This window comes from Enterococcus sp. AZ197, assembly GCF_050556405.1.
In the GTDB taxonomy this organism is placed as follows: Bacteria; Bacillota; Bacilli; order Lactobacillales; family Enterococcaceae; genus Enterococcus; species Enterococcus faecalis.
This window is the reverse complement of the sequence record NZ_CP187874.1, coordinates 95720-108017: the sequence shown is the minus strand read 5'-3', so window position 1 is coordinate 108017 and position 12298 is coordinate 95720. Positions and strand designations below refer to the sequence as shown.

At 31.3% G+C, this 12298-nt stretch carries 16 protein-coding genes and 1 pseudogene; 11 read left to right on the top strand and 6 right to left on the bottom strand.

Features of this window, described 5'->3' with window-relative positions; translation table 11 throughout:
* The first annotated feature begins 229 nt into the window (after positions 1-229).
* The 9 genes from IGK82_RS13830 (at position 230) to IGK82_RS13790 (ending at position 7376) form a co-directional block, all read left to right on the top strand.
* Positions 230-997, top strand: coding sequence for a leucine-rich repeat domain-containing protein (locus tag IGK82_RS13830; protein ID WP_430605192.1), 768 nt, complete (start codon positions 230-232; stop codon positions 995-997).
* The gene (locus IGK82_RS13825; protein WP_430605221.1) at positions 981-1775 is read left to right on the top strand and encodes a leucine-rich repeat protein; all 795 of its coding nucleotides are present in this window, start codon (positions 981-983) and stop codon (positions 1773-1775) included. Before IGK82_RS13830 ends, IGK82_RS13825 begins: the two co-directional genes overlap by 17 nt.
* Before the next feature lie 15 nt (positions 1776-1790).
* Positions 1791-2975 carry a WxL domain-containing protein gene (locus IGK82_RS13820; protein WP_430605191.1) on the top strand — a complete coding sequence of 395 codons (1185 nt, stop codon included), beginning with the start codon at positions 1791-1793 and terminating at the stop codon, positions 2973-2975.
* A gap of 15 nt (positions 2976-2990) precedes the next feature.
* On the top strand, positions 2991-3617 hold the full coding sequence (locus IGK82_RS13815) for a SpaA isopeptide-forming pilin-related protein (RefSeq protein WP_430605190.1): 627 nt from the start codon (positions 2991-2993) through the stop codon (positions 3615-3617).
* 30 nt (positions 3618-3647) lie between these two features.
* Positions 3648-4217 (top strand): WxL domain-containing protein, encoded by a 570-nt coding sequence (locus tag IGK82_RS13810; protein ID WP_025193446.1) that lies wholly within the window; start codon positions 3648-3650, stop codon positions 4215-4217.
* 400 nt (positions 4218-4617) lie between these two features.
* Positions 4618-5082, top strand: a complete 465-nt coding sequence (locus tag IGK82_RS13805) for a WxL protein peptidoglycan domain-containing protein (protein ID WP_430605189.1) — start codon at positions 4618-4620, stop codon at positions 5080-5082.
* A 152-nt stretch (positions 5083-5234) separates the two neighbouring features.
* Positions 5235-6209: a choloylglycine hydrolase gene (gene bsh, locus IGK82_RS13800; protein WP_016622461.1), complete on the top strand. Its 975-nt coding sequence runs from the start codon at positions 5235-5237 to the stop codon at positions 6207-6209.
* Between the two features lie 157 nt (positions 6210-6366).
* Positions 6367-6618 (top strand): hypothetical protein, encoded by a 252-nt coding sequence (locus IGK82_RS13795; protein WP_016622462.1) that lies wholly within the window; start codon positions 6367-6369, stop codon positions 6616-6618.
* 557 nt (positions 6619-7175) lie between these two features.
* A complete protein-coding gene (locus IGK82_RS13790; RefSeq protein ID WP_010709164.1) occupies positions 7176-7376 on the top strand; it encodes a hypothetical protein in 201 nt (66 codons plus the stop codon).
* Between the two features lie 22 nt (positions 7377-7398).
* On the opposite strand, the gene yajC is transcribed toward IGK82_RS13790, so the two are convergent.
* Entirely contained in the window at positions 7399-7638 is a 240-nt protein-coding gene (yajC, locus tag IGK82_RS13785; protein WP_025193441.1) for a preprotein translocase subunit YajC, read from the bottom strand.
* A gap of 259 nt (positions 7639-7897) precedes the next feature.
* Between yajC and IGK82_RS13780 the strand changes: the two are divergent.
* Together IGK82_RS13780 and IGK82_RS13775 are read left to right on the top strand one after the other, a co-directional pair.
* A pseudogene (locus IGK82_RS13780) lies at positions 7898-8099 on the top strand (leucocin A/sakacin P family class II bacteriocin).
* Positions 8100-8152: 53 nt separating this feature from the next.
* Entirely contained in the window at positions 8153-8440 is a 288-nt protein-coding gene (locus tag IGK82_RS13775) for a bacteriocin immunity protein (protein WP_016622730.1), read from the top strand.
* A 154-nt stretch (positions 8441-8594) separates the two neighbouring features.
* Here the strand turns inward: IGK82_RS13775 and IGK82_RS13770 are convergent, their stop codons facing one another.
* From IGK82_RS13770 to IGK82_RS13750, 5 genes are all read right to left on the bottom strand, one after another.
* Positions 8595-9107 (bottom strand): RDD family protein, encoded by a 513-nt coding sequence (locus IGK82_RS13770; protein WP_016617119.1) that lies wholly within the window; start codon positions 9105-9107, stop codon positions 8595-8597.
* A gap of 1 nt (position 9108) precedes the next feature.
* A complete protein-coding gene (sppA, locus tag IGK82_RS13765; protein ID WP_016622729.1) occupies positions 9109-10134 on the bottom strand; it encodes a signal peptide peptidase SppA in 1026 nt (341 codons plus the stop codon).
* Positions 10135-10257: 123 nt separating this feature from the next.
* On the bottom strand, positions 10258-10950 hold the full coding sequence (locus IGK82_RS13760) for a TIGR00266 family protein (RefSeq protein WP_016622728.1): 693 nt from the start codon (positions 10948-10950) through the stop codon (positions 10258-10260).
* A 241-nt stretch (positions 10951-11191) separates the two neighbouring features.
* Positions 11192-11917 carry a PrsW family glutamic-type intramembrane protease gene (locus IGK82_RS13755; RefSeq protein WP_430605187.1) on the bottom strand — a complete coding sequence of 242 codons (726 nt, stop codon included), beginning with the start codon at positions 11915-11917 and terminating at the stop codon, positions 11192-11194.
* Positions 11918-11983: 66 nt separating this feature from the next.
* Entirely contained in the window at positions 11984-12274 is a 291-nt protein-coding gene (locus IGK82_RS13750; RefSeq protein WP_016617124.1) for a recombinase family protein, read from the bottom strand.
* Between the last annotated feature and the right edge of the window lie 24 nt (positions 12275-12298).

The following is a 12298-nucleotide window of genomic DNA, read 5'->3' as shown; positions in this document are numbered from 1 at the left end:
TATACAAAAAGACGAGTATTCTAATTTTTCATTAAATAACTCAAGTGATTTAATAAAAAAATGTAAAGTATTTAAAGTAATAGTTGAAAAATATTTTTCGATATAAATAATTATTTGTAGTTTAAAAAATTTAAGACAAAAAAATTGTAATTTGTAACATAAGCTAGCAATTGTTCTAGCTTTTTTTATATAATTTTATCGATAAAAAGTAGATGAAAGGAGAAGAGTAATGAAAAAATCTATATCTGTAGTAACCATAGTTTCTCTTTTTAGTTCAATACTTCTACCTACGGTAGTTATAGCAGAAGATAGTGAATTAAAAGTATCAAATGGAAAAGAAAGTACAATTATATCGGAAGAAACAAAAGATGTAGCTGGAGAAAGTTCAGAGAATAATGAAAAAACAGAGTTTGTGGATAATGTAGAAACCGATTTGTCAAAAAGTAACCAAGACAATGTAGCTATTAATAGTGATCAAAATATTGTAGAAAACGAATCTTTATCTAAAGAAGAAAAAGAAACCACACCCGCTCCAATTTCTTTAAACGATAATGATACGAATGCTGAATCAACAGTAGCTGATAAAACTGTGACAAAGAGTACACCGGAGAATGCTTTTACAGTTTCTGGAGGAGTTATTACTGGATATGATGCTACGCTCGGAGGAACGGATGTAGTTATTCCAGATTCAATAAATGGTATTCCTATTACAACTATTGCGGACAGTGCTTTTTCAAATAAAGGGCTTACCTCAGTAACATTTCCTAACACAGTAACTAGAATTAATCGATTAGCCTTTGATAATAATCCTGCTTTATCCAATGTTCAACTTCCGTCAAATTTAACAACTATTGGTATGGGAGCTTTTCGAGAATGTGGCTTAACAAATGTGGTTATTCCAGATAGTGTAACAACGCTAGATTCTTATGCTTTTTATTGGAATAAATTAACGGATGTAACTATTGGATCAGGAGTAAGCTATATTAGTAAATGTTAATCTTGGAAATGTTACAAGGATAGGCGCTCAAGCATTTACTGGAACAACAATTAATGAATTAGTAGTTCCTGCCACAGTTCAGAGGATTGAACGCCAAGCGTTTGAAAATGCCAATATTAATAAATTAGTATTAACAGAAGGTTTAAGTTATATAGGAGAAGCCGCGTTTAGAAATTCGATGTTCCAAACATTGGAACTACCTAATAGTGTAACAACAATTGAAAAGCGAGCGTTTGTAGATGGAAAACTAACTACGGTGAAAATAGGAACAAGCTTGAAAACTATTAATTCTAGTACGTTTGCAAGTAATCAAATATCTACTATAGATTTTTCTAATGTAGAAACAATAGGAGAACAAGCGTTTATAGGGAATAATTTGGGAGAGTTAACGTTGCCAAACGCTCTTACTACTATAGGAAACTCAGCTTTTTCAAATAGTAATATTCATACGATTCATTGGGGAAATAGCATTAAGAGTATTGGATCAGGTGCCTTTAGTTCTAACCAAATAAAAAAATTGACAGTAACAGCAGAAAAAATTGGGTATGCTGCGTTTGGATGTAATCCATTAGAAGAAGTTACATTAGCAGACTCTGTCAAAGCAGTAGAGGCGAATGCTTTTATGGGAGATAATAATAATCCTACCTTAAAAAAGATTGATTTAGGACAAGGTGTAGAAAGTATCGGGAATACGGCATTTTCAAATGGTTTGGTTGAAAGTTTACAACTTCCAGCTTCTTTAAAAACGGTAGGGTCAGGTGCCTTTGGCTATCAATAATTACCATTTATTGAATTGAATGCAACTAATCCACGAGTAAGTTATGGATATCAACGCTTACAACCCAAATTGTTGAGAAAAGATATAGATGCTGAGAAAGTCACGGTCAACTTATCAGAGCTATATCCTGGGATTGACCCTGCAAAGGTGAAAGTGACCCAAGTGAAATATGGGGTATCAACTTCAGGATCAGCATTTGAGTATGAACCAACAACGGGTCTTTTAACATTTGATGGTGGTGGAAGTACGTATTCTACGATTTACTATGATTATGTTATTGATAATAAAACTGTGTTATCTGTAGAACAAAGGCTTCAGTACAGTAATCGATATACTGCTACATGGAAAGATTGGGATGGAAGCTTGATTCAAGAAGATACCTATGAAGAACCGTATGGAGTAGACATTATTGCTACACCTCCGGCAAACCCAAAAAGAAATGGGTATACATTTAGTTCTTGGAATAGAAATCCTTCTACTGGTCAAGGTAATCCATTTTTAATGACAACAAATACAGAATTTATTGCTACCTATGTAGAAAATTGGTATAAACTTATTTTTGATTTGAATTACGAAGGAGCAACTAATCCACAATTTCCAACGAGTATTAGATGGGAACAAGCAAATATAGCAAATTATATACCAAAAAGAACAGGTTATGATTTTGTTGGATGGGAGTACGATGGGCAGTTAGTTACTTCAACAGATACAGTTGCAACACTCCTTAATAATGTAGATCCAGGTGATGGTGCCGAAATTACTTTTACTGCTCGATGGGCGAAGAAAAAAGTGTATATGACTGTACCAGATACCATTGATTTTGGCAGCCAAAAGTTAATAAAAGGAACACAGTATTATAAAGCAACGGTTCAAGGGGATCCTTTAGCTGTTTATGATGAGCGTGGTCGTGGAAGTAAGTGGCAAGTGACAGCCAAATTGACGGATGAATTAACGAATACGTCAACTAATAAAAAACTGGAGAATGCATTGATTTACAAAGAGTCTAGTAATGAAAAGATTCTTTCTTCAAATGCAGCACAAATAATTAAAAGCTGTACAACATCGAAAGATTCAGAGGTTACAAAAATTTCTGATTCTTGGACAGGACAACAAGGATTATTGTTAAAAGTAGAACAAGGAAAAGCAAGTGTAGGAGAGTATACAGGAACAATTGAATGGACGTTAAACGATACGCCATAGAAAGGAATAGAAGCGATGAAAAAAGTCTATCAATGGTTGTTAATGGGTAGCTTGATGATTTTGACTTTCTGTTTAGGCATTACTACTTATGCAGAGTCTAAAACGAGTCAAGCTGGAATCACCTTTACAGGGGATGGTTCGATTGAAGTATCTGTAATCTTGCAAAAAAAGGATAAAGAAACAAAAGAAGTATTATCAGATGCGACGTTTGAACTACGAGATGAAAAAGGGTCAGTAGTAGAAGTAGCTCAATCGATGACGACAGATGAAAAAGGAAAAATACACCTTACTCGATTGTTTCCAGGAAAATATACGTTTGTGGAAACAAAAAGCCCTAAGGGATATCGATTAGATAAAACACCAATACCATTTGAAGTGGGATTTGATCAAACTTCTGTAAAGGTTACAGCTTATAATGAAAAAAGTAAAAAAACAGGTGGTATAACACCTACAGAAAGCACGAACAAAAATGAAAGTACAAGCAATAAAAAGCCGGTAACTCAAAAACAAGAAGTAGCTAAGAAAGCAAAAGGAAACCTTCCAAAAACAGGTGTCAAAATGTCATCCGTTTGGATGATTATAGGTATCCTTATTTTGGCAAGTGCTATTTATGGGATGTATCGAAAATATATAACAAAGTAATAGAATAAAATGAGGAAGAAAGGAAAGTTTATGAAATCAGTGAAATTAACTAATGTATTAACAGTGGCAGTAGTTGTAGGAGGAATTGGCTTTTCATCAACTTCTGTATATGCAGTTGATCCACAAGTAACAACAGGAAAAGTAACTTTTACACCAGGAGATTTAACATTGGATAAAGTACCAAATTTTGATTTTGGTCAGCAGCCGATTTCTACACAAGACAAGTTATATGGAACAACCACAAAAAGTGAAGTTCAGATAACAGATTTACGAGGAACATCAACCGGATGGGGATTAACTGTAAAATCTACAAAACTCGCAGCAAGTGGGAAAGAGTTAAAAGGAGCGCAAATTAGTTTTAAAGGAGGAAAAGCTTCAAATAGCAATACAGAAGCAATAAATGTAGTGGATGAGAGTACATTAATTCCTGAAACAGCAACTAAAATAGTATTTGCAGAAGCGGGCTCTGGAAATGGGATTTCAAAAATTACTTGGAATGAAAGTGGTGTGAGATTATTTGTGCCAGGATCTTCAACAAAATCAGCAGAACAATATACTGCCGATTTAACTTGGACATTAACGGATGCGCCAGGAGCGTAAAAAAAGAGGGAAGCAAATCGCTTCCCTTTTTTCAAATGAGAACAGGTATATTTACAGTGGGAAGAAAGTAAAGGGAGTAAAGAGATATGTATGAAACACGATGTATAAATGATGAAAAAATTCTTCAGGATAAGAACAGAATCAAAGCGATACGAATAGAATTATTATGTTTGATGGCATAGAGATGAAACCAGTGAATTATATAAGAAGATTATGGAGTGTAGTGAAGAATTACGACGATTAACTTCTGATAAGCGAAAAATTCGTAGAATGAGCCAAGAAGAATATATGCGTTTATGAGTGTTAGGATATACGACCCATGAGAATGCTGATTATTATGGTGTCTCTTTGCTGTATTTAAATAAATGGCGTCAGAGAAGTAGAACAATCAACGTATCAAGTGGATAAAAGCAAAACATATTTTGATTTGTCATTACCTGTGAATGAATCTGTGCCTCTAGTTATATATGTAACAAACAATTCGGAGGAAGCAATTGAAGTGGCAGGAGAATTGAGTCCAGCAACCACCAATATTAATGGTGTAGTGGAATATGGCAAGACTCAAAATCAACTTACTTCGGGTATTCCTTTTGATATTACGAAAGTTGCTTCTTTTGAAAAAGAAAAGCAGACAATTGCCCCTAAACAGACGGTAGATTTTGTAGTAAATGTTTCTGTTCCGACTAAAGATTATGCAGGCATTGTGGCGGGAGGAATTACTCTTCGGGATGTTACAGAAGAAAAGACTTTAGATGAAACAAAAGGGATGTTTAAAAATAAATTTGCCTATGCTATTGCGTTACTTGTCCATGGAGATAAAACACCTGTAGAAAATGCCGTTACGTTAAAAGAAACCATAGATTAAGTAATTATATAAAACTATTTTGGTGTTTGGATTAACGAGATAACTATCATAACTACTAAAAAAATGAAAAAGAAAATTTTGCTAATTTAGTTCTATCGTCATATTATATAGAAGTAAGGTAACTAATATAAATTATTTTAGGAGGTTTTTTTATGTGTACCGCAATTACTTATGCTACTAAGGATCATTATTTTGGCCGAAACTTTGACTATGAAATATCTTATGAGGAAGTAGTTACAATTGTTCCAAGGAATTATTGTTTAGAGTTTCGAAAAGTTCCTAAATTAGATACGCATTATGCTATGATTGGAATAGCTGCTGGAATAGCAGATTATCCACTTTATTATGATGCAACAAACGAAAAAGGGCTAAGTATGGCAGGATTAAATTTTTCTGGTTATGCGGATTATAAAACATTCAAAGAAGGAAAAGCAAATGTGTCTCCTTTTGAATTTATTCCATGGATTTTGGGTCAATGCGCAACTGTAGACGAAGCGAAAAAATTATTAGAAACGATGAATTTAGTTTCTATCAATTTTAGTGAAACTCTTCCTTTGTCTCCCTTACATTGGCTATTAGCAGATAAAGAAAAATCAATTGTTATTGAGAGTGTGAAAGAAGGGCTTCATATTTATGATAATCCTGTAGGTGTGTTGACGAATAATCCTCCATTTAACTATCAATTATTTAATTTAAACAATTATCGTAGTTTATCAAGTCAAACACCCCAAAATAATTTTTCAAATAAAATTGATTTGAATGTATACAGTCGAGGAATGGGTGGAATAGGATTACCTGGGGATTTATCTTCTACCTCACGATTTGTAAAAGCAACGTTTACCAAATTGAATTCAAAAACTGGGAATTCAGAATCTGAAAGTATTAGTCAGTTTTTCCATATATTAGGTTCAGTGGAACAACAAAAAGGCTTATGTGATGTTGGTGATGGAAAATATGAATATACCATTTACTCTTCATGTTGCAACATAGATAAAGGAATTTATTATTATCGCACATATGAAGATAGTCAAATTAATGCAGTAAATATGAATAATGAAAATCTAGAAAGTGATCGATTAATTAGTTATCCAATAGTAGAGAATCAACAGATTAATTATGTGAATTAATTTGTTAGCTGAACAGGTATTAAAATGAGCATACAATTCTACCATGTTTAACAGTTCAACTTGTGAATGATTTATTTTCTAGTCCTATTAGTTTAGTGGATGAAAACAAATGAAATCATAATCACGCGATTACATCATGAGTCCCTACTCCTCTATTATGTCAAACTATGAAGAAAAAGAAGCAAAAGCATTGATAAAAATTGCAGATGTTTTGAACAAACTGGATTCAAATTTAGAAGAATTAGATTCTCTAAATGAAGATGCAAAAAAACATAGTATGAGAAAATGGCTTGTTGAGAAAAAAGCCATACATGAAATTAAAAAGATTGCACACGAAGCTGGTAAGTATGAAAAGTACGATAAAAAAGAACTACAAAAAGAAATTGAACATGTAGAACAATATATGTAAAAGAAAATATTAAAAAGAAGAGTGCGCAGCACCTTTTTTGTACACTCTTCTTTTTGTATATTTGTTATTTTCTGTTTATTAGTAGAAGAAAAGAATAAAACAGATGTTTCAAAGAAAGAAGAAATAAAGAGGTATTTAAAATTAGCAAAAAAATTGGTAAAATGAACTAAGGTAATGATCGCACCCTCAATATAATAGTGTCATGAATTTAAACCTCGATTTTTTTGCGGTTGTTACCTTTTTATTTTGGGATAGAAAATTTCTAAATGTTTTCTTTATTTCTTTTTGTTATTTCGCCAGTGATAAACTCCTGTTAAGATAGTGGCTATATAAAAAAGGCAGATACTTAAGAAGAGTATATTCATGATTTTCTCCTAGTTAAATAAAAGTCATGAATAATTGTACCAAGATTTTTTAGGGAAGTTAAGATTGAAATAGGAAAGTAAATACGATAAAATTTTTATAGACTGTTACGTTGAAATTGTTCTTCAGAGACTATTTCTTCCAAACCACCTACTAGATAGGTGGTTTTAATTATTATTTTCGGAGGTTGTGTTTTGGCCAAAAAAAGTAAGGATTTAATAGATATCGGATCATTTGTGCATTGTCAATCTGTTATGGGACAAACGCTCAAAGGAAAAGTTGAAGTGATAAATCAATATACAGTGATCGTTTTTGATGGAGAATTTCGTCATGTGGTCACGAAAAAACAGTTGAAAGAATTAGGCTATTCTTTGCCAAATAAAAGAAAAAAATAAGCAGAGAGGGATTCCTTTCTGCTTATTTTTTCGTTCGTATAGATTGTTGATCGAAGTCGAAAAGTGCGCCTTCACAGTCAAGAGTTATCTTCTTTTTATCTGAGGATATTTCAGATATTACTCCATGTAATCCTCCAATAGTCACAACAGTGTCTCCTGGTTGTAAATTGTTTAAAAAATCTTGTCGTTCTTTTTGTTGCTTTTTTTGTGTACGAAACAGATAAAAATACATAGCAACAATAACTAATAGCATGATAAGCATCGGTTTCATTTCTCCTTGTTAATTTGAAAATTTTTATATAGACATCAAGGCTATTTTATAAAAAGAAAGTATTGATGGCAATATTTGTTTCGAATGAAATGGTACAATAATCAGGTAAAAACAATTGGAATTGATGGATACCAACTTACAAAAATGTTAGGAAAATTCTTTTGTTTTAACATTTACAAAACTATACCAATGCTTCTATAATTTCTATATAGAAGACGTTTTCTAATTTTTATTTTCGAGATGAACATTCATGAAAAAGAAATTAGTTAAAGGTTTAGTTATTTGTGGTATGATTGGGAGTTGTTTTACAGCATTAGGAACAAATATAGAAGCTGCTACGTATTATGGAAATGATGTGTATTGCAATAGTAAATTAGGGACAAGCTTGGTCAGAAGGAGTTAAACGTTGGGGAGATAATTTGTTTGGTAGTTTTAGTGGAGTAAGGATTTAAATGATTGATATTGAGGAAACAAAAAAATAATTCATGAACTATATAATAGTTTAATGAAGCGTGATAAGACCAAAGCTATATTAGATATTACACATGTTTTGTTGCAAGTCTATAAAAAAATAGATAGCGAAAAATATCCAGAAGTATTAATAAATAAAATGGTGAATTATATCTATATTGTTGGATTTGACAATAAAATTCATTTTTTAGGAAATGATGAAAAGTTATTAATTGAATTAGGAGATATATCTAAAAAGGCTGGAATTAACAGTAAATATAAAGCTAATTTTACAGATAAGTCTCAATTCTATAGTTATTCTGAAAAAGTACCTATTAGATAATTATAAACTAGCGTCCATTACACAAAAACTCACTGCCGATTATAGAGCAGTGAGTTTTTTTACTGTAAATTTGAGAGAGCAATTCTAAGCCATTTTCAAAAATATTGCTAGGTAATTATAATTATGCAATAAAGACATTTAAATGCTCGTTCTTTCAATTTTGATTTATAAATTTATATTTATAACAATTTAAGAAGTTTAGTTTCACCACACTTGTATTTGAAAAATAATCACCAATATGTTGTTTTTTGGGAGTAAAAATCGTTATTAGATATCCAATAGAGAAGAAAATATTTTTTAAGATAAAACGACAGAATAATTCTCGAATAAGAACTGTTTGCCAACTAAGTGCATCTTCTTGAAAACTAACTACCTTTAGTCCAAAAATCATTTTTCCTATCGTCTGCCCGTCATTTAATTTGGTTAAAAGAACAAAGTAACCTAAATAAATGACCAATGAAAAAAAACCATAAATAGTTATAATTGAAGAATCCGCTTTTAGGCCAATAAGCTTATATACTAAACCTATAGTTGCACTTGTGAGAATATTAATACACAAATAGTCTATAAAAAAAGCGAAGAAGCGTGACCAAAAGCCAGCATAAAAATAATTTGGAAACTGTTTTCTTTGTTCTTCATTTGTAAAATTTGAATTTTCTACTTTCATACTAACTACCTCCGTAATAATACATTAGTTTAGGAGCCTCAGAGGTTCCTAGTTTTTCCAATATTGAAAATAACTGAGCAGAAGTGTTTGCTTTAAGTCCTTGCCACTCTGCTAGTTTCACTCCAAGCAAAGAAGAAGCAAAATCAGTAGTACTATTTTTATATGCAATAACTTTGGCATCTTCTAATTTTTTCTCTTTTTTTAAGTCCTTCAAAGCGTCTTCAGGGAATCCTATTTTATCAATCAAACCATTTTCTAGGGCCTGAGTTCCATCATAGATACGACCGTCTGCAATTTTTTTCACATCGTCAATGTTCATGTGACGGCCTTTTGCAACAATATTTAAAAAACGTTTGTAAGAGCTCATAACAAAATTTTGTATGACTTCTTTTTCCTCTGGAGTTGGGGTTCGTTCGGAAGACAACATATCTTTTAAAGCTCCACTTTTATATGTTGAGTCTGTGATACCTAGTTTTTTTAACAGCCCAGCATAATTTAATTTTGATATAATAACCCCAATAGAACCTGTCGTGGTTTCTTCGGTTGCAAAGATTTTATCTGTATTGGCGGCAATATAGTATCCTCCACTGGTAGCAGTGTCTTTAAAAGTTGTATAAATTGGAATTTTTAACTGCTTAATTTTTTCTAATTCCTTGGCGATTTCTGCACTTTCATAAACTCCACCACCAGGAGAATTTACTTCAAGTAAAACACCTTTAACGGTGTTATCTTCTTGTATTTTTTTTATTTGGGATAAAAAATTTTGATGGTTGTAAGTTTTTTTACTGAATAGATTATTTTCCCCAGTGTCGGCGATAGTTCCTTCAACTGATAATTTAACTATTTTTTTATTATCTTTCCCTTCTTCTAAAGTCTCTTCTATTAACTCATTTGATCCATAAAAAATTCTATTAATTCCTGTCAAAGTATTTTCTTTGGTTTCTTTTTCCGGTATAAAAGCAATAATGATTGATATAATAAACAATGCTGCTGCGATACCAATAGCTGTCCATCTTCTTTTATTCATAGTTTCCTCCTAAAAGTAAGTAGTTATTTTCTTCTTAGCTAAATTTTATTGTCAAAGAAATCATTTTTGTTAGTATTTTTCTTTCGGATAAATAATTGTTAACGCATATAAGTTTAAGCCATACTACAATATTGACTCTACTATCCCATCACTGTTAGCTTCTTTTTTAATGCTTCTTGTTTGAATAATAATTGTACCTATTCCAGTAAATTCATTAACCAAACCTTCACCTGTTGTAAAACCAAATTTTCCAGAAGCAATTTTGATATTGTAATCTAACGATTCTGACCATGCAACAACGTGGTGATTATCTACAACAAATGGTGTAGTTCCATCTAAGTGGATTTCCGTGATATCTCCATAGCTATTGATCAATAATGATCCAGAACCAGTTGTCTCCATTACAAACAATCCTCCAGTCCCCCCAAAAATGGCTCCACTTAGCTTTTGACGTTTCATATTATAAGAAACACTTGCATCACAAGCTAAAAATGTTCCCGTATTTAATCGCCAATGCTCACTGTCTACCTTAAGTTCTTTGATGGTTCCTAATGTAGCTGGTGCCAAAGCAATTCTTGCTGTATTTGTTAGACCAGATGCTTTTGTAATAAAAAAATTTTCACCACTAGACACTGAACGACCGATAGCACTAAGGACTCCACCAAATCCAGATCTTCCATTACTATTCATTTTTCCTTCTAAATTAATTTCACTATTGTGATAGACTAGTGCCCCACTTTCTAATAGAATACTTTCACCTATGTGTAAGGCCACTTCTACCAATGGAAAAGTTTTTCCGATTGTCTTGTATTGCATAGTATTAAACTCCTTTTTACTTATTATCAGTAGTATAACTTATCAATTATTTTTTTTATAATAAAAAAATAATTTTTTCTAACATTTTTGTAAGTTAATATAACAAAACTCAACGACTGTTAGAATTCTGGCAGTATCTTAAAGAATTTTTTTCATTTTCTACATATCTCTTTATCTCGTTTACTTTTTTAGAAATTGTATCTACGTATTCCATATCCAGGAAAATTATTTCAGCTTACGGTTAAGTCTTTAGTAATTTTAAAGTTATTTTTAAAACAAATAGAAGAGTTACAATGGATAGGATAGGAGGTAATAATTTAATACCTTTGAAACTGAACTCATTCATTGGTGAATTCCATAAAAAATGCAAAATAATAGGAGCTACCACAAATGAATAAATATCTTTCTTTGAAAAAATTTGAATTTTTTTCAAAATAGAAGCTATACCCGTTGAAAAAATACTTGTGTATGCCCAGTGAGAAGAAATTGCATTTGAAATTCTAGCAAAAACTTGTTCGAAAAATAATTGAGAAGAATTTGTTTCTCCAATAATATAAGAAATATCTTCTACAATTTGGAAGCCCAAGCCTACAGAAATCCCTATAAGAAAAATTGGTTTAATATCGGTTATTTGAAACAGCGAAACAATCATTAGAACACAAATAACTTTGAAACCTTCTTCAACAAAAGGAGCTGTTACAGCTGCTGACCATTTATCAATTATCTCTGACGAATCAAAGAAATTTAACAAACGGTTTTCTAAATTAAAATTACACTCTCCGCTTATCCAACCAGATGAGAATAAACCGCTAAAAATTCCTATAGATATGAAGTAAGCTCGTATTTTTAATGTTGTACTAAGCATTTTTAATAATAAAATACTAGGAATAATATATATCCCAAGCAATATTTTTAAATAGTTTGAATTACTAATTTCTGTACCTAGAGTGGAAAGTTCATACCCCATTCCTATTGTAATGCTTAATAAATAAAATTATTTTTTTCAAAAAGTCATCTCTTTCATTCTTAAAATCTATTTATTATTAGGTGTACATTTAAAAGTAAGATTATCGTCTATAAAAGTTACAGAGATTCCAGAAACATTTAAAGTGGATACTATAGAACTTAAATCAACTATATTTTTTGTAAATAAATTAATTTTAGGTACTAAAATTTCATCTTTGGGTTGTACTAAGGAAAGTAGTTTTTTTAGTTCGTTTTCAGAATCTATAGATTTTTCAATGAAAATCTTTTTTACTCCAATATTTTTTAATTTTTTAACATATTTTTTATTATTAACCCTTGAATAACCATAAAGTGACAAATAATTACCTCCATTCTTAAATTA

Bases quoted from the DNA above. Each gene is read 5' to 3' on its own strand.
- IGK82_RS13830 (WP_430605192.1), top strand. From the start codon at position 230: ATGAAAAAATCTATATCTGTAGTAACCATAGTTTCTCTTTTTAGTTCA.
- IGK82_RS13815 (WP_430605190.1), top strand. From the start codon at position 2,991: ATGAAAAAAGTCTATCAATGGTTGTTAATGGGTAGCTTGATGATTTTG.
- IGK82_RS13810 (WP_025193446.1), top strand. From the start codon at position 3,648: ATGAAATCAGTGAAATTAACTAATGTATTAACAGTGGCAGTAGTTGTA.
- bsh (WP_016622461.1), top strand. From the start codon at position 5,235: ATGTGTACCGCAATTACTTATGCTACTAAGGATCATTATTTTGGCCGA.
- IGK82_RS13795 (WP_016622462.1), top strand. From the start codon at position 6,367: ATGTCAAACTATGAAGAAAAAGAAGCAAAAGCATTGATAAAAATTGCA.
- yajC (WP_025193441.1), bottom strand. From the start codon at position 7,638: ATGCTTATCATGCTATTAGTTATTGTTGCTATGTATTTTTATCTGTTT.
- IGK82_RS13775 (WP_016622730.1), top strand. From the start codon at position 8,153: ATGAAGCGTGATAAGACCAAAGCTATATTAGATATTACACATGTTTTG.
- IGK82_RS13770 (WP_016617119.1), bottom strand. From the start codon at position 9,107: ATGAAAGTAGAAAATTCAAATTTTACAAATGAAGAACAAAGAAAACAG.
- sppA (WP_016622729.1), bottom strand. From the start codon at position 10,134: ATGAATAAAAGAAGATGGACAGCTATTGGTATCGCAGCAGCATTGTTT.
- IGK82_RS13760 (WP_016622728.1), bottom strand. From the start codon at position 10,950: ATGCAATACAAGACAATCGGAAAAACTTTTCCATTGGTAGAAGTGGCC.
- IGK82_RS13755 (WP_430605187.1), bottom strand. From the start codon at position 11,917: ATGGGGTATGAACTTTCCACTCTAGGTACAGAAATTAGTAATTCAAAC.